This is a genomic window from Streptomyces sp. NPDC045998 (genome assembly GCF_056430285.1).
In genome coordinates, this window is sequence record NZ_JBWKLJ010000006.1 from 199,232 (window position 1) to 215,906 (window position 16,675).

Annotated in this window: 14 protein-coding genes and 2 pseudogenes; 9 read left to right on the top strand and 7 right to left on the bottom strand. The window is 74.3% G+C overall.

The window, feature by feature from the left end; all coding sequences use genetic code 11:
- Position 1: 1 nt before the first annotated feature.
- On the top strand, positions 2-769 hold the full coding sequence (locus AC07FJ_RS19610; RefSeq protein ID WP_479050511.1) for a uracil-DNA glycosylase: 768 nt from the start codon (positions 2-4) through the stop codon (positions 767-769).
- On the opposite strand, the gene AC07FJ_RS19615 is transcribed toward AC07FJ_RS19610, so the two are convergent.
- From AC07FJ_RS19615 to AC07FJ_RS19625, 3 genes are read right to left on the bottom strand one after another with little or no spacing between them, the layout of a single operon-like run.
- Complete coding sequence (locus AC07FJ_RS19615; protein WP_479050513.1) at positions 732-1,886, bottom strand: FAD-dependent oxidoreductase; 1,155 nt, start codon at positions 1,884-1,886, stop codon at positions 732-734. The two genes, AC07FJ_RS19610 and AC07FJ_RS19615, sit on opposite strands and share 38 nt — an antisense overlap.
- On the bottom strand, positions 1,883-3,304 hold the full coding sequence (locus AC07FJ_RS19620; RefSeq protein ID WP_479050515.1) for an FAD-dependent oxidoreductase: 1,422 nt from the start codon (positions 3,302-3,304) through the stop codon (positions 1,883-1,885). The genes AC07FJ_RS19615 and AC07FJ_RS19620 overlap by 4 nt, the downstream gene beginning before the upstream one ends.
- A complete protein-coding gene (locus tag AC07FJ_RS19625; RefSeq protein WP_479050517.1) occupies positions 3,301-4,764 on the bottom strand; it encodes an FGGY family carbohydrate kinase in 1,464 nt (487 codons plus the stop codon). Before AC07FJ_RS19625 ends, AC07FJ_RS19620 begins: the two co-directional genes overlap by 4 nt.
- Before the next feature lie 313 nt (positions 4,765-5,077).
- On the opposite strand from AC07FJ_RS19625, the gene AC07FJ_RS19630 reads away from it, so the two are divergent.
- Complete coding sequence (locus tag AC07FJ_RS19630; protein ID WP_479050519.1) at positions 5,078-6,076, top strand: hypothetical protein; 999 nt, start codon at positions 5,078-5,080, stop codon at positions 6,074-6,076.
- A gap of 223 nt (positions 6,077-6,299) precedes the next feature.
- Positions 6,300-7,826 (top strand): amino acid permease, encoded by a 1,527-nt coding sequence (locus AC07FJ_RS19635; RefSeq protein WP_479050521.1) that lies wholly within the window; start codon positions 6,300-6,302, stop codon positions 7,824-7,826.
- Positions 7,827-7,845: 19 nt separating this feature from the next.
- Here the strand turns inward: AC07FJ_RS19635 and AC07FJ_RS19640 are convergent, their stop codons facing one another.
- Complete coding sequence (locus AC07FJ_RS19640; protein ID WP_479050523.1) at positions 7,846-8,622, bottom strand: GntR family transcriptional regulator; 777 nt, start codon at positions 8,620-8,622, stop codon at positions 7,846-7,848.
- A gap of 193 nt (positions 8,623-8,815) precedes the next feature.
- On the opposite strand from AC07FJ_RS19640, the gene AC07FJ_RS19645 reads away from it, so the two are divergent.
- Positions 8,816-10,006, top strand: coding sequence for a zinc-dependent alcohol dehydrogenase (locus tag AC07FJ_RS19645; protein WP_479050525.1), 1,191 nt, complete (start codon positions 8,816-8,818; stop codon positions 10,004-10,006).
- A gap of 7 nt (positions 10,007-10,013) precedes the next feature.
- Here AC07FJ_RS19645 and AC07FJ_RS19650 read toward each other — a convergent pair whose 3' ends face one another.
- Both AC07FJ_RS19650 and AC07FJ_RS19655 read right to left on the bottom strand, forming a co-directional pair.
- A complete protein-coding gene (locus tag AC07FJ_RS19650; protein ID WP_479050527.1) occupies positions 10,014-11,489 on the bottom strand; it encodes an FAD-dependent oxidoreductase in 1,476 nt (491 codons plus the stop codon).
- Positions 11,490-11,512: 23 nt separating this feature from the next.
- Positions 11,513-11,890: an ArsR/SmtB family transcription factor gene (locus AC07FJ_RS19655; protein ID WP_355359436.1), complete on the bottom strand. Its 378-nt coding sequence runs from the start codon at positions 11,888-11,890 to the stop codon at positions 11,513-11,515.
- 110 nt (positions 11,891-12,000) lie between these two features.
- On the opposite strand from AC07FJ_RS19655, the gene AC07FJ_RS19660 reads away from it, so the two are divergent.
- The 5 genes and pseudogenes from AC07FJ_RS19660 to AC07FJ_RS19680 all read left to right on the top strand — a co-directional run bounded on the left by AC07FJ_RS19660 (position 12,001) and on the right by AC07FJ_RS19680 (position 16,130).
- A complete protein-coding gene (locus AC07FJ_RS19660) occupies positions 12,001-13,965 on the top strand; it encodes a heavy metal translocating P-type ATPase (protein WP_479050529.1) in 1,965 nt (654 codons plus the stop codon).
- Between the two features lie 41 nt (positions 13,966-14,006).
- Positions 14,007-14,231: a hypothetical protein gene (locus tag AC07FJ_RS19665; protein WP_479050531.1), complete on the top strand. Its 225-nt coding sequence runs from the start codon at positions 14,007-14,009 to the stop codon at positions 14,229-14,231.
- Between the two features lie 226 nt (positions 14,232-14,457).
- Positions 14,458-14,581 (top strand): annotated as a pseudogene (locus tag AC07FJ_RS19670) (IS701 family transposase); the annotation flags it as partial.
- A pseudogene (locus AC07FJ_RS19675) lies at positions 14,582-14,848 on the top strand (IS701 family transposase); the annotation flags it as partial.
- Between the two features lie 265 nt (positions 14,849-15,113).
- Complete coding sequence (locus AC07FJ_RS19680) at positions 15,114-16,130, top strand: hypothetical protein (protein ID WP_479050533.1); 1,017 nt, start codon at positions 15,114-15,116, stop codon at positions 16,128-16,130.
- Between the two features lie 108 nt (positions 16,131-16,238).
- Here the strand turns inward: AC07FJ_RS19680 and AC07FJ_RS19685 are convergent, their stop codons facing one another.
- On the bottom strand, positions 16,239-16,661 hold the full coding sequence (locus tag AC07FJ_RS19685) for a DUF4259 domain-containing protein (protein ID WP_479050534.1): 423 nt from the start codon (positions 16,659-16,661) through the stop codon (positions 16,239-16,241).
- Positions 16,662-16,675 lie beyond the last annotated feature (14 nt).

Genomic DNA, 16,675 nt, shown 5'->3' on the forward strand with positions numbered 1-16,675 from the left:
GATGCCAGCAGAGCCCAGCTCACCCGACCAGCCGGACTTCCCCGCGTACGAGGCCGCCCGCGCCGCCTCCGTCCCCGGGCTCGACGAGCGCGTCACCCACTGCCGCGCCTGCCCCCGCCTGGTCGCCTGGCGCGAGCAGATCGCCCGCGAGGGCCGCCGCGCCTACGCGGGCTGGGACTACTGGGCCCGGCCCGTCCCCGGCTTCGGCCCCGACGACGCCGCACTGCTCGTCGTCGGCCTCGCCCCCGCCGCCCACGGCGGCAACCGCACCGGCCGCATGTTCACCGGCGACCGCTCCGGTGACGTTCTCTACGCCGCGCTGCACGGCCTCGGACTCGCCAGTCAGGCCGAGGCGACCCACCGCGACGACGGACTGCGCCTGTACGGGGTGCGCGTCACCGCCCCCGTCCACTGCGCCCCGCCCGCCAACAAGCCGACACCCGGCGAGCGCGACACCTGCCGCCCCTGGCTCGCCGGCGAACTGCGGCTGCTGCGCCCCACCGTCCGCGCGCTGGTCGTCCTCGGCGCCTTCGGCTGGCAGGCGGTCCTGCCCGCGCTCTCCGCCGCCGGCTGGGCGGTGCCCCGCCCCCGCCCGGCCTTCGCGCACGGCGCGCACCTCACCCTGCCCGCCACCGGCGGAGGGGAGGACCTGGAGCTCTTCGGCTGCTACCACGTCAGCCAGCGCAACACCTTCACCGGCCGCCTCACGACCGACATGCTGACCGACGTCCTCAGTCGCGCCGCCCACGCCGCGGGACTGCGACCGTGACCCGGACCGGTCCGCCGTCCGGATCGACCCGGCCCGTCCAGCCGCCCGCCAGCAGCACCGAGCGCGACGGCGCGGCCGGGCACCACACCCGCTGCCGGTGCAGCACCGCACCGTCCTGATGGACGGTCACCACCGGAAGCACCAGGCGCTCGCGCGTGCGCAGCAGGAGACCGCCGGCCACCGGCCCGTCGATCCGGTTCGGCACCACCCAGCGCAGCGGCGCGTCCACCACGACGGGAACCGTCCGACCCGGCCAGGGAGCACGCCCGGTTAGGTGGGCCAGGACCGCCCCCGCCACCGCCCGGCCCTCCGCGGCCGCCCTCCCGGCACCCTCCACGGCGTGCAGCAGGTCGCCCACCGCGAACACGCCGGCCTCCGACGTACGGAACGCGCCGTCCACCGCGGGGCCCCGTGTGCCGGGGTCGAGCACGAGGCCGCCGTACCGCGCGAGTTCGTGCTCCGGGATCCAGTCGCCGGCGAAGACCACGGTGTCGCACGCCAGGGTCGCCGTCCGGCCGTCGCGGTGGCGCAGCCGCACGCCCGACAGGCGCCCACGGCCGAGCAGTTCGGTCACCGTCGTCTCGCCGAGCACCGGGGTGCGCCCGTTCCCCGGGCCGAAGGCCGTCGGCATGCCCCGCGGCTCCTCCGTGACCAGCGCGGCGACCTCCGCACCCGCTCGCCGCAGGGCCCGTACCACGTGGCGGGTCACCGGCTCCTCGGCCCCGACGACCAGCGCGCGCCGGCCCCCACCGCACCCGGACGCCGTCCGCAGCACCTCACCCGCCGTCAGCACCCCGGCCGGCCGGGTCCCCGGCACCAGCCGCGCGGCGCGCGGCCGTTCCCGGGCGCCGGTCGCGAGCACCACCGCCCGCGCGGTGATCCGCTCCAAGCCGCCCGGACCCGTCGTGTCCAGGGTGCGCGGGCCCGCCCACCCGGTGGCGGTGACGCCCGTGCGCAGCACCGCGCCTCCCGGCCGGCCCCGCAGGTCGGCGCGGGCCTCGCGCTCCAGCACCTCGACCGTGCCCGCACCCGCCGCGGCCAGCCAAGCGGCCGCCGCGCGCCCCGCCGGTCCCGCCCCGACCACCAGCACGTCGACCGTGCGCGTACGACGGCTCATGGCCGGGCCTCCTCGAACAGCGCGCGCACCGCCGCCCCGCACACGGAGCCCTGGCACCGCCCGGCCCGCGCCCGCGTCCGGCGCCGCAGCCCGTCCAGCGAGGCGGGCGGGATCACAGCGGCCAGCGCGTCGCGGATCTCGCCGCGCGTCACGCGCTCGCAGGGGCAGACGATCGTCCCGTACGCCGGGTCCGCCGCGATCAGTTCGGCGTCGAGGTACGGCCGGGGGAACGCCTCGCCCACGTTCGGCATCCGCACCTCCGGCAGCTCGCGCGCGGCCCCGGTCTCCAGCCCCGCCTCCCTCAGCAGCCCCACCACGTGCGCGCCGATCGCCAGGGACGCGGTCAGCCCGGTCGAGCGGATACCGCCGACGGTCACGTACCGCTGCTCGGCGTGGCACGCGATCCGGTAGTCGTCCTCCTCGGTGGCGGCGCGCAGCCCCGCGTAGACCGCCGTGACCTCCTCGTCCAGCAGCTCCGGCAGGATCCGGCGGCCGTGCTCGCGCAGGAACGCCAGCCCCTCGGCCGTCGTGCCCGTCGCGCCCTTGTCGTCCAGGTCCTCGGCGGTCGGCCCGAGCAGCACCTTGCCGTGCACGGTGGGGGAGACCAGCACGCCCTTGCCGAGCGCGGTGGGCACCGGCAGCAGGATGTGCTGGACCAGTCCGCGCGCGAACGCGTCGAAGACGATGAGCTGCCCGCGCCGCGGCCGTACGGTGAAGTCGCGGTGCCCCAGGTGCCGGTCCAGCTCGTCGGCGTACAGCCCGGCGGCGTTGACCAGGTAGCGGGCCCGCAGCACGCCCCGCCCGGTCACCACCTCGTGCCACGCGTGGTCCGGGCGGGCCGGGCGGACCGCCTCCACCCCGCACCCCAGGTGCAGATCGACCCCGGCGCGTACGGCCTGGGTGGCGTACGCCAGCGTCGTCGTCCACGGGCAGATGACGCTCTCGTCCGGCACGTGGAGCGCGCCGAGCGCGCCGGGGCCCAGACGCGGCTCGCGGGCGTACAGCTCGGCGGCGCCGACGAGCCGCGCCCGGTGGTAGCCGTTCCGCTCCGCCTTCGCCGCGAGCGCGGGCAGCGCGGCGCGCTGCTCCTCGTCCCAGGCGACGAGCAGCGCGCCCAGCCGCTCCACCGGGATGCCGGTCTCGGCGGCGTACGCGGCGAGCCGCCGGTGCCCGTCCCGGACGAGCCGCGCCTCCAGCGACCCCGGTACGGCGTCGAAACCGGTGTGCAGGATGGCGGTGTTCGCCTTCGAGGTGCCCTCGCCGACATCGGCGGCGGCCTCCACGACCGCCGTACGCAGCGGAAAGCGGGCCAGCTCGCGGGCGACCGCGCAGCCCACCACCCCCGCGCCGACGACGATCACGTCGTACGGCTCCGACGGAACCGGCCCACCCCGGGTCACGCTCCCGGTGCCGGTCATCGGGGGCCGTCCACGAGCGCCGCCACCTCAGCCCGGAAGGCGCCCATCCGCTCGGCGGCCTCGCTCGCCGGGATGCGCGGCTCGTAGACGGCGGACGGCTTCCACTCCGGCAGCGCCCCCTCCACGGAGAGCGAGGGGTCCAGGCCCAGCCGCGCCAGCACGGCGGCGCCGAGCGCGGTGGCGTCGGGCAACGCCGAGACCTCGACGGGGCGTTGCAGCAGGTCCGCCTGCGTCTGCATGAGCAGAGCCGACCGGGTCAGCCCGCCGTCGACCCGCAGCACGTCCAGCGGCACGCCCAGCTCGGCGCCCGTCGCGGCCGCCAGCTCCACCACCTGCGCCGCGATGCCCTCGCAGAGCGCCCGCACCAGGTGCCCGGCCGTCGTGTCCAGTCCGAGCCCGGTCACCGACCCGCGCGCGTCGTCCCGCCACCACGGCGCCGCGAGCCCCGCGAGCGCCGGTACGAAGGTGACGCCGCCGGTGTCGGGCACGGAGGAGCCCACCGGGTCGAGGTCGGCCGCGCCGCCGATGACCCCGAGGTCGGTGAGCCAGCGGACCGCCGAGGCGGCCGCGTACACCTGCCCGTCCAGGCAGTAGGAGGTCCGCCCGCGCAGTCGCCAGGCCACGCAGGAGACCAGACCCGAACCGCCGCGCCGGGGCCGGTCGCCGGTCTGCGCGAGCAGGAACGCCCCGGTGCCGTACGTGCACTTCGCCGCGCCGGGGGCCGTCGCGCCCTGGGCGAGGAGCGCCGCCTGCTGGTCGACGAGCAGGCCGGTCACCGGCACCTCCGAGCCCCCGGCACCGCCAAAGCCGCCGAAGAGCGACGTGGTGCCCACCGGCCCCGCCGCGTCCACGAGGGCGGGCAGCCGCTCGTCGGCCAGGCCGAAGACCTCCAGCGCGTACGGCGACCAGTCGACGGTGTCCAGGTCGAGGAGCTGGGTGCGGCCTGCCGTGGCCGCGTCGGTGACGAACGCGCCACCGCCCGTGAGCCGGTGCGTCAGCCAGGCGTCGCTGGTGGTCACCACGCCCTCGCGCGTGAGCCGGCGGCGTATCCAGGCCATCTTCGGCGCGGCGAAGTACGGGTCGAGCGGCAGCCCGGTCGCCGCGCGCAGCGCGTCGCCGTGCGGCGCGAGCTCCGCGCAGACGTCCCGCGCCCGCTTGTCGTGCCAGACGATCGCGTCGGTGAGCGGCTCGCCCGTCCCGGGGTCCCAGGCCAGGACGGTCTCGCCCTGGTTGGCGAGACCCATCGCCACGACCGGCTCGCCGGCCTCGGCCAGCGCCGCGCGCCCGGCGGTGACGACCGAGGCGAGCAGCTCGTGCGGATCGACCTCGGCCCGTCCGCCCGGCAGCCGCCGGGGCCGCACCGGGGCCGTGCCGGAGCCGATCACGCCCCGCTCGGGGCAGACCACCAGCGCCTTGGTGCCCGACGTGCCCTGGTCGACAGCGAGTACGGGGCCCGTCATCGCCCCTCCTCTCCGGTCGTCACGTGCGCCCTCGCGGGGCCGGTAACAGGCATCGGGCTCCTCCGACTTCTGGCTGACTGCTCGGTGACTTCTCGCCAAGTTCCGTGTGTGGCCGAATGGTTACGACCTTTGTCAAAAGTGGATCGCAATCGTCCAGCACACTCTATAGTGATCGCCGATCAACGCCGCGTAATCGGCCGCCAGTTCGCTCGTCCGTTCCGTGTTCCATCTGCCACCCCCCGCTCAGAGGATCCATGACCAGCACAGCCCCACCGGCCGCTCGCCCGGCCTGTCCGCCCTCGGGGACGAGGTGATGCCCGGCCACGACTTCCGGCCGGTGTACCACCCCGCGGGACACGACACCGCCTTGCGCGCGGTGGTACAGGACCTCCGGACCGGGCGCTGGCTCTCCATGGCCCAGCTCCTCGCCGACACCACCGACTGGTCGCTGTGGACCCAGCGCACCCAGGTGCTCGCGGCCGTCGCCGCGGGCTCCGACGTCGTACAGGCCTGGCGGTCGGAGGACCCGTACAGCGTCGCCGCCACCGTGATGCACGCCCGGGTCGCGGCCGAGCGCGCCGTACGCGCCCACCGCGAGCGGCACCCGCGCACCCAGGAACTCTGGCAGCTCGCCTGGCAGGCCTGCCACACCGCCGCCCGGGTCTCCCCGGCGGACCCCGTGCCCTGGGTGTGCCTGCTGGCGCTCGCCGTCCTGGACGAGGGCCAGCGCATGGAGGAGCACCGCCTGCGCCCGCCCGGCCCGATGCTGCCACCCGGCCCGTGGGGTCTGCTCGCGGAGGCCGACAAGCGCGACCCGCACAACCGCGAGGCGTACCACCGGATGCTGCAGTTCCTCTACGCCCGGCGCCCCGAGCCCACGTCCGGGTCGCTGTCCGAGGCCGTGAACTTCGTCCAGTGGGCGGCCGGTTCCGCCCCGCCCGGATCGGCCCTGCACGTCCTGCCGCTGTACGTACGGGTCGAGCGCTACCGCCGCGAACGCGGCCAGGAGAAGGCGCTCGACCTGCACTGGGTCGCCGAGGACGCCACCCGCGACGCGCTGCGCGCCCTGCTCGCCTGGTTCGACCACGCCGTCCCCGCCACCGCGTCGCTACTCGACCTCAACCACCTGGCGCACGCCCTGTGGGGGGCGCTCCGGTTCACCGAGGCCGCCCCCGTCTTCGAGGCGCTCGGTCCGTACTACACGCCGCAGCCGTGGGCGTACCGCACGGACGACCCGGGTGACCGGGCGCTCGCCGAGGAGGTGTTCCGGCGCGCCCGCACCCGCTGCCTCGGCGCGGCCCGCGACGGCTGAAGCGGCTCCCGCGACAGCCGGACCGGCGCCCCCGTGACGGCTGCAGCGGCTCCGCGACGGCCGAAACGGCACCCCGCGACGGGTGAACCGCCCTTCCGGGACGGCCGGACCGCCTTTCCGTGGCGGCCCCACCACTTCCCGCGGCGGCCGAAGACCGCACGGCGCCCCGCCCCTACCGCCACCCCTGACGTCCCCCCTGTCACCACCACTCGGAGGTACCGCCATGTCCCGCACCCTGTGGGCCCGCCCGGAGCGGCAGGCCCCGCCCCTGGACGACGAGCAGCGGCTCAGAGAGCTCGGCTACCAGCCGGTCCTGGCCCGCCGCATGGGCAGCTTCGGCAACTTCGCCATCAGCTTCTCCGTCATCTCCATCCTCTCCGGCTGCATGACCCTGTACGGCTTCGGCCTCGGCACCGGCGGCCCGGCCGTGATGCTCTGGGGCTGGGCGGGCGTCGGCCTGTTCGTGCTGTGCGTCGGCATGGCGCTCGCCGAGGTCACCAGCGCGTACCCCACCTCGGGCGCGCTGTACTACATGGCCGACCGGCTCGGCGGCCGCCGCTGGGGCTGGTACACCGGCTGGCTCAACCTGCTGGGGCTCCTCGGCGCGATCGCCGGTATCGACTACGGCGCCGCCCTGTTCACGGGCGCGTTCCTGAACCTCCAGTTCGGCTTCGTGCCCACCGCCGGCTCCACCTTCGCGATCTTCCTCTGCATCCTGCTGCTGCACGCCGTGCTGAACCTTTTCGGCGTCCGCCTCGTCAGCGTCCTCAACTCCATCAGCGTCTGGTGGCACCTGACCGGCGTCGCCGTCATCGTCGGCGCGCTCGCGCTCGTGCCCGACCGCCACCAGTCGGCCGAGTTCGTCTTCACCGAGTTCGTCAACGACACCGGTTGGGCCAACCCCTTCTACGTGGCGGCCATCGGCCTGCTCCTCGCCCAGTACACCTTCTCCGGCTACGACGCCTCGGCCCACCTCTCCGAGGAGACCTCCAACGCGTCCGTCTCCGCCGCCAAGGGCATCGTCCGGGCCATCTGGGTCTCCTGGATCGCCGGTTTCGCCCTGCTCGCCGGGCTGACCTTCGCCATCCAGGACTACGCGGGCACGCAGAACAGCGCGACCGGCGTACCGCCCGCGCAGATCCTCATCGACGCGCTGGGCACCGCCGGCGCCACGGCCCTGCTCCTGGTGGTCATCGTGGCGCAGCTCTTCTGCGGCAACGCCGAGGTCGCCGCCGCCAGCCGCATGGTGTTCGCCTTCAGCCGGGACAACGCCCTGCCGGGCTCCGCCCTCTGGCGCAAGGTCAGCAGCCGCACCCAGACCCCGGCCAACGCGGTGTGGCTCTCGGTCGCGGTCGCGGCCGTGCTCGCCGTCCCCTCGCTGTACTCGGCGACCGCCTACGGCGCCGTCACCGCCATCAACGTCATCGGCATCACCCCCGCCTACGCCATCCCGATCTACCTGCGGCTGCGCGCGGGGGACCGCTTCCAGCCCGGGCCCTGGTCGCTGGGCCGCTGGTCCAAGCCCATCGGCTGGACGGCCGTCGTCTGGGTCGCCGTCGTCACCGTGCTCTTCTGCCTGCCCCAGAAGGCACCGGTGACCATCGACTCGATGAACTACGCCGTGATCGCGCTCGCCGTGGTGCTGATCCTGGCGAGCGTGTGGTGGTACGTCGCCCGCCGCTCGTACGGCACGCCCGCGCCGTACGGAAACGCCCGCGAACAGGCGGAGATCGCCGAGGGCATCGTCTGACGCCCTCCGTGCCCGGGGCTCAGCTGGTGAACTCGTACGTCCAGGAGGCGGACTCCGGCGCGAAGCGGATGTCCGTCACCTCCAGCACGTGCCCGTGCTGGTCGCTCACCTCGCGGTGCACGGCCAGGCACGCGGAGGCGCCCGGGCCGTGGTCGACGCCGATGGACTCGCGCCGCGTCAGCCGCAGTCCGGCCCGGTGCATCCAGTGGTACAGCAGCCGCAGGTCCGGCCGGCCGGGCAGGGCCTGCGGGCGCCGGTAGCGGGCCAGTTCGGGCACCTCGGCCAGCGCGTACCGGGAGAACCGGGTCACGGCCCGCTGCCGCACGGGCGCGGGGCCCCCGCCGGAGCCGCCGAGGCCACCGGAGCCACCGGCCGGCCCCGCCCCCGGCAGCCGGTGGCGGTGGACCAGCGTCGGCTCGCCCGGCAGCAGCCCCAGCCGCTCGGCGAGCTCCGGCGGCGCGGGCTCCCAGGCGAGGTCCACCTCGGCGAGCGCGTCCGGGGCGCCGGGCCCGCACGGGAACTGCAGCAGCCCGGGCGCGAGGACCGGCTTGGGCGCCTGCGGGGCGCCTCCGGTGGCGGCGAAGGTGCCGCGCCGTTCGGTGACGACGAGGCGTTCGTCGCGCAGCAGCCGCAGGGCGCTGCGTACGGTCTGCCGGTTCACCTGGAAGCGCTGCACCAGGGAGCGCTCGGACGGCAGTCGGGAGCCCGGCGCTATCCGCCGGTGCACGAGCTCGTCGCGCAGCGCGGCGGCGACCTGGAGGTAGAGCGGGAGTGCGGGGGCCTGAGGCTCAGCCATGTTCAACCCTCAATTTCCTTCGCTCAGCGTAGCGGAGCGTGCTGTTTGGGTGAGGAATCCTTATCATTGGTCTAAACCTTCCCGGAAGGGGGGTCCGGTCTTTCCCGCGCACTCTGGCCGAAAACGGATTCACCGGCGACGCGCCCGGGTACCCGGGCCGCACCCCGCAGGAGCCGGTGAAGGGACACGCACGATGAGGGCCGTGACATGGCAGGGCAAGCGCGACGTCCGGGTGGAGACGGTGCCCGATCCGAGGATCCAACGGCCGACGGACGCGGTCATCAAGGTGACCTCCACCGGACTGTGCGGCTCGGACCTGCACCTGTACGAGGTGCTCACGCCGTTCATGACCCCCGGTGACATCCTCGGGCACGAGCCGATGGGCATCGTCGAGGAGGTCGGCGCCGAGGTGCCGGACCTCAAGCCCGGCGACCGGGTGGTCGTCCCCTTCCAGATCGCCTGCGGCCACTGCTGGATGTGCGGCTCGGGCCTGCCGACCCAGTGCGAGACCACCCAGGTGCGGGAGGAGGGCATGGGCGCCGCCCTGTTCGGCTACTCGCGGCTGTACGGCTCCGTGCCCGGCGGCCAGGCCGAGTACCTCCGGGTGCCGCAGGCGCAGTTCGGCCCCATCAAGGTCCCCGAGGGCCCGCCCGACGACCGCTTCCTCTACCTCTCCGACGTCCTGCCGACCGCCTGGCAGGCGGTCCGGTACGCCGACATCCCGCCGGGCGGTTCCGTCGCCGTCCTCGGTCTCGGCCCCATCGGCGACATGTGCTGCCGCATCGCCCTCCACCAGGGTGCCGCCCAGGTCATCGGCGTGGACCTGGTGTGGGACCGCCTCCAGCGCGCGAAGGCGCGCGGCGTCGAGGTGTTCGACCTGACCGGCCACGACAGCCAGGACGAGCTGGTGGACGCGGTCAAGGCCCACACCCGGGGCCGCGGCCCCGACGCCGTCATCGACGCCGTCGGCACCGAGGCCCACGGCAGCCCCCTGGCCCGCACCCAGCAACAGGCCGCCGGGCTGCTGCCCAAGTCCTGGGCGGCCAGGCTCCACCAGAAGGCCGGGGCGGACCGGCTCGCCGCCCTCTACCTCGCCATCGACCTGGTACGGCGTGGCGGCACGATCTCCCTCAGCGGGGTCTACGGCGGCGCCGCCGACCCGCTGCCGATGATGACGCTGTTCGACAAGCAGATCCAACTGCGTATGGGCCAGGCCAACGTCCGCCGCTGGGTGGACGACATCCTGCCCCTGCTCACCGACGAGGACCCGCTCGGCGTGGACGGCTTCGCCACCCACCACCTCCCGCTCGCCGACGCCCCGCACGCGTACCGGATGTTCCAGCACAAGGACGACGGCGCGGTGAAGGTCGTCATGCGCCCCTGACCCCGGGTCAGCCCCCCGTCGACTCCCGCCACATCTGCGGCTCGGTGGGCGCCTGTCGGACCGGCCCGAGCAGCACCGCCCGCGCGATCCGCGGCGCGAACAGCGCGGTCGGCGCCTCCACCAGCGACAGGACCGAGCGGAAGGCCGCGCCCACCTCCGGGTCGCCCACCGCCCGCGCCTGGACCCGCCGGAGGTACCAGGCGACGGCCCGGTCGGCGGCCCGCGCCCGCGCCGCGTCGCCCTGCGCGCCCGGCATGTTCCGGTCCGCGCCCGCCGAGACGTCCCAGGCCTGCCGGGAGGCGTCGAACAGCGCCCGCTGCACCCGCCGGGTCGTCGGCGTACGCCGTGGGTCGGCGAGCGCGTCGCGCAGCGCCACCGCGGAGAGCGCGGCGACGGACATGCCCTGCCCGTAGATCGGGTTGAAGGTGCACAGCGCGTCACCGGTGGCGAGGAACCCGGCCGGGCGGCGGCCCGGACGGTCGTAGCGGCGCCGCACGTTGGCCGTGCGGCGGAAGCCGTGGACCCGCCCGTCGGGCTCGGCCTTGGCCAGCCACTCGCTCACCAGGGGGTGCGGCAAGCGGGCCGCGTACGCCACGAACCCCTCGCTGTCCGTGGGCGGTTCGTCGCCGCGCAGGCCGGAGAGCGTCACCAGATGGCGACCGTCCTCGAGGGGCAGCACCACGGCGCCGCGCGTCTGCTGCGGGTGCGGGACGATGTACTGGCCCAGCCCGTCCGTGCCCTCGCCCGCCGAGCCGGCGCGGTACAGCCGGGTCGCGTACGCCAGGCCCGTGTCCAGCGTCTCCTCGTGCGGCGGCTCGGCGCCGAGCGCCGACAGCCACGCGGCCGCGCGCGAGCCGCGCCCGGACGCGTCCACGACCAGGTCCGCCGCGAGCGACCGTGGGTCCCGCCCGGTGCCCTCGCTCGCACTCGTGTTCCCGTCCTTGCCCGCGCTTGCCCCCGCGCCGGTGCTGGTTTCCGCGCCGGCTCCCGCGCCGCGCTCGCGCAGCAGTACGCCCCGCACGCGCGCGGCGTCGCCGATCAGCCCGACGGCCTCCGTGCCCTCGACGGCCCGGATCCTGGGGTCGGCCAGCACCCGGCGGCGCACCACGTGCTCCAGGTGCGGGCGGGAGCCGGTGAGCAGGTACGCCGTCGCGGGTGTGCGGCGGTACCAGCGCCCGCCCTGCCACTGCACGAGGTCGTCGGGCATGCCGACCCGGGGCGCCCCCTCGGCGCGCAGCTCGTCCACCACGCCGGGCAGCAGCGTGTCCAGGGCCCGCTGACCGCTCTCCAGCAGGACATGGATGTGCCGGCCCTGCGGCACGCCCGCACGCGGCTGCGGCCCCTCGGGGAAGCGGTCCCGCTCGATGACGGTCACGCGCTCCGCGTGTTCCGCGAGCACCCGGGCCGCGAGCAGTCCGGCGAGGCTCCCGCCGATGACCACCGCGTGCCGCACGCCGTGCGCCGTCTCCAACTGGTCGGTCATGCCCGCCCCTTCGGGTCGTCCGCCTAGGACTGCCCAGTATCCACGGCGGATTGGGGCAGATCACGCGCGCCGAGCCGAAGGTGCTCGATGTGGTACACGGCCTCGTCGAGGAGCTGGGCCACGTGGTTGTCGTAGAGGCTGTACTCGATCCGGCGTCCCTGGCGGACGCCGGTGACCAACCCCAGCGCCCGCAGCAGGCGCAACTGGTGCGAGACGGCGGACTGCTCCATGGCGACCGACTCGGCGAGCTCGGTCACCCCGCAGGGGCCCTGGCGGAGCCGGGTGAGGATCATCAGCCGGGACGGCGTGGCGAGGGCCTGGAGCGTGGCGGCGATGGTGGCCGCGGACTCCGCGTCGAGGCGGGCTGCGGGGGTCGTCTCACCATGCACTCCGTGTCCCATGCAGGTCATCGTAACCGCGTGTCCGCTCGTACAGATGAAGACCTCTTCATATATTCGGGTATGGTGAGGGCGTTCGCGCCGTCCCCTTCCCCTGGAGAGGTGTGCCCCCGATGGCTTCCCCGGTGCTCGACACCGCCCGGTCCGCTTCCCGGTCCGCGGCCCCGTCCGCCGCCACCGCACCCCCCGCCCGCCGGACCCGGCTCTTCGCCCTGCCCGAAGTCCGCTGGGCGGCCCTGTCCGCCGTCGCCTTCCTGGCGGCGTTCCCGCTCGACCTGGCCGGCGCGCCGGCGTGGGCCTGGGGGCCGCTCTACGCCCTCTGCTACGCCGCCGGCGGCTGGGAGCCGGGCTGGGCCGGGCTCCAGGCACTGCGCGAGAAGTCCCTCGACGTCGACCTGCTCATGGTCGTCGCGGCCATCGGAGCCGCCGCGATCGGTCAGTTCCTCGACGGCGGCCTCCTCATCGTCATCTTCGCCGTCTCCGGCGCACTGGAGGCCCTCGCGACCCGGCGCACCGCCGACTCGGTGCGCGGCCTGCTCGACCTCGCCCCCGCCAAGGCCGTACGGCTCACGGACACCGGCGAGGAGCCGGTCGACGTGGCCGACCTGCGGGTCGGCGACCTCGTCCTCGTACGGCCGGGGGAGCGGCTGCCCGCCGACGGCACGGTCCTCGACGGCGCGAGCGACGTCGACCAGGCGACCATCACCGGCGAACCGCTGCCCGTCGCCAAGGCCCCCGGCGACGAGGTCTTCGCGGGCACCCTCAACGGCACCGGCGCGCTGCGCGTCCGCGTCGACAAGGACGCCTCCGCATCCGTCATCGCCCGGATCGTCGCCATGGTCGAGGAGGCCAGCGCGACGAAGGCCCCCACCCAGCTGTTCATCGAGAAGATCGAACAGCGCTACTCGGTGGGCGTGGTCGTCGCGACCCTCGCGCTGTTCGCCGTGCCCCTCGCCTTCGGCGCGGACTTCACCGGGACCCTGCTGCGGGCCATGACGTTCATGATCGTGGCCTCGCCGTGCGCGGTGGTCCTCGCCACCATGCCGCCGCTGCTGTCCGCCATCGCCAACGCCGGGCGCCACGGCGTCCTCGTCAAGTCGGCCGTGGTGATGGAGCGCCTCGGCCAGGCCGACCGCGTGGCCCTGGACAAGACCGGCACCCTCACCGAGGGCGCGCCCCGTGTCACCGACATCCGGCTGCTCACCGACACCGTCGGCGGCACCGCCCTCACCGAGGCCGAGGTCCTGTCCCTCGCCGCCGCGGCCGAGCTCCCGAGCGAACACCCCCTGGCCCGCGCGGTCGTCGCCGCCGCCCGGGAGCGCGGCCTGCCGGTCCCCGAGGCCACCGGTTTCGCCTCCACCCCGGGCGTGGGCGTGCGGGCCCTCGTCGACGGCCGGGAGGTCACGGTCGGCCGCCCCGACGCCCCGTCCGACACCGTGCGCGAGGTCGAGGCCGAGGGCCGCACCGCCGTCGTGGTCACCGTCGACTCCGTCCCCGTCGCCGTCCTCGGCGTCGCCGACCGCCTCCGCGACGGGGCCCCCGCCGCCGTCGCCGCCCTCGCCCGGCTCAGCGGCACCGCCCCCGTCCTGCTGACCGGCGACAACGAGGCCGCCGCCCGCCGCGCCGCCGCCGAAGCCGGGATCAGCGACGTACGGGCCGGGCTGCTGCCCGAGGACAAGGTGGCGGCCGTCCACGCCTGGGAACGCGCCGGGCAGCGCACCCTCGTCGTCGGCGACGGCGTCAACGACGCCCCCGCCCTCGCGGCCGCGCACAGCGGCATCGCGATGGGCCGCGCCGGCTCCGACCTCGCCCTGGAGACCGCCGACGCCGTCGTCGTACGCGACGAACTGGCCACGGTCCCGGCGGTCGTGGCCCTCTCCCGCCGCGCCCGCACCCTGGTCGTGCAGAACCTCGTCATCGCGGGCGTCTGCATCGGCGCCCTGGTGATCTGGGACCTGGCCGGCCACCTCCCACTGCCGCTCGGCGTCGCCGGCCACGAGGGCTCCACGGTCCTCGTCGGCCTCAACGGCCTGCGGCTGTTGCGCGAGTCGGCGTGGCGGAAGGGGCTCTCCGCATGAGCCGGACCCCGTACCGCCGCTGCCCGGCAGAATGCGGAAACATGACCGACACCGCACCCTCCCGCTTCCTGCGCGTCCTCCTGCGCGCCGACGCCTTCACCACCTCCACGCTCGGCATGATCACGCTGGTCGTGGCCCTGCTCACGCTCGTCCTCACCGACACCGTGGCGGGCTTCGTCGCCGCGTCGGTCCTCTTCGCCGCATGGGTCGCCGTCGGCTGGGCCGGGCGCAGGCATCAGCGGCTGAGCGAGCGGAACGGGGGATGAGGGAGTCTCGGTGACTGCACGTTGCCGCCGTCTTCGTCCGGTCGGCAACGTGATCCACAAGAAGCGGCTGAGTACTCCAGCCGTAGGTCGCGGTCTCGCTGGTGGAGGCCGCCACTGAGACGGGTGCGGCCACCGCTGATCATCGGCGTGTGAAGACTGAAGACATGCGGTAGTCGCAGGCCACAGCGTGGACCCTGTCCGCTGGCGGGAGGCGTTTGAATGCCTGATGGGCCGGATCTCCGGGGCCCGTCCGGGTCGAACCCCGGCGTAGGGTGCGGCGATTGGTTCTTGGGTTGCTGGCGGACCTGCCGCGCAAGAACTGTTGGACGATCGCCGGGCATGTCGGAGACTGGGTCACCCCGGCCCTGCTCGCCCACGCCTTCCTCGCCATCACCGCCGCCCGTGAACGCCGCGACCAGGCTCCGACCGACGACGGGACCAGCCCCGACGGCCTGATCCCGCTCACCTGCAAGGAGAACCAGCGCCTGTTCACCGCGCTGACCGTCCGACAGGCCCGCGACACTCCCCACCGACTGCGCTGGTCCACCTGGCGGCGACGCCACCAAGCCCGCGCCCGCCGCAGTCACTACCGCCGTCAGGCAGCCCTCCGCTTATGAAGATCACGATTCAAAGCGGGAGGGAAGTGCCCGTTCGTTGCTCCCCCATGCGAGGGAGACGGATGGTCCGCGCGGCGGATGTGACCGGTGCGGCGGCAGGAGGAATCTTGAGGTCAATAAAGCGGACCCGGAGGTCACGGTGGCTGTCCTTACGAAATTGCAGACACATACCGGCTCCGGCCCGCCGTTGCAGGACGCGGGGTGGGCGGTGTGGTCGCGGCGCTGGCCCACGTGGGCACCGCATGCCGCTGCGGTGTGGGGGGCCTTGTTCGCCGCAGTCCAGGTCGCGTGGGCTGCATCGGGCGCCACCGTGCCCTGGTCGCCGGATGTCGCGTATGCGCCGACGGTCCAGATCCTGCTGGCGGCCATCGCCGTCCTGGCTGCCGGGGCCTGCCTGGCCACTACCCGGACGCTTGCCAGGCGTGGCCGAGTGATGGTGGCAGCGGCGCTGATCCTGGCGGTCCCGGTTTCTGTGATGGGGATGGCCAGTCTGCCGGCGTACTTCGTGATGCTGGCGTCGTTCTCCGGGGTGGACAGCGTCACCGGCCTGGCACATGTCCTGTTGAGCGCGGTGGGCGCCGCTCTTCTCATCCTCGTCGCAATGTCGTACCGCCGACGGCTGCGAGGCAGGTGCCCGCGGTGCGGACAGGACCACGCGGGTGGCTTTGACGGTCCGCTTGCCCACCCTGGCCCCTCCGTGGCGTCGAAGCGAACCCGGGTCGCCGTCTACCTGCTCATGTGCGGGCTTCTGCCGTGGTCTGGGGTCAAGACCATCTGGTCGCTGGGTGGCGATGCGATCGGCGTCACGGCTCAAGGGTGGCGGGAGACGAACGCAGGCGAGTCGGAGCTGGCAAAGGCCCTCGCATCGGTAGGAATCGATGTCACCGTGCTGGCCGCGATGGCTGCGATTTTCCTGCTGCTGGGACTGCTGTACCCGTGGGGGCAAGTGTTCCCCCGATGGACCCTGATCCTCTCCGGTCGGCGAGTGCCACGCCTACTGCCCCTGCTACCAGCGTGGTTGAGCTCCGTCGGCCTGTCGGTATACGGAGTCGCCCTGCTGATCTACGCCCCGCTCAGCGCCACCGGAGTACTGCCGAAGCTGAAACCGTCGGGGGCGTTCACCACCAGTTCCGGGATCACCTGGATGGTCGCCTTCGGAGGTCTGGCCTTCGCCGGCCTGGGCTTCGGCCTCATCGCGGCCGCCCGTTCCTACTCCGCCCGGACCCGCCCCATCTGCGCCAGTACCGCCACCCGCGTACCGGCGCCGTCCGCGCAGCAATAGAGCTCCGCCGGCCCGCTCCAGCGAGATCGCGATCTACGGCTGGACTGCTAGGCGCTCTCCAGGCCGGTGAGGTGGTGCGGAGCCACGTGAGTGCCCCCGATCCAGGCATCACGATGAGTGTTCAGCGGGTGTTTCGAGAGCTTGGAGGATGTGCCGTACTTCCCGGCGCCACTGGTCGGCGTCGGCGCTGTCAACCCAGCCGGTCGCCATCTCCGATCCGTCCTGGAGAACCCGGTCCAGTGCGAGTCTCGCAGACGCGCGAAGCGAGGTCGGCAGTTCGGGCAGCGGTTCCCTGGGGCCGTCATCGGGGTCGATCACGACGGGGCTGTCGGGGAGGGCGCTGGCGACGAGAGCGCCGGCGGCGACGGCTTCGGCCCCGTCTCCGCCATCGACGTGCTCTCCCGAGTCGGTGATGCGCTGGAACGTCCGCTCCAGCACGTCGATGACCTGTTGAGGGGTGAGTCCCTCAAGTTCATCGACGAAGTCTGCGGCGAGGTCGCTGTCGAACGGACCGGTTCCCCACGTTCTCATGCATGGCTCCTGAT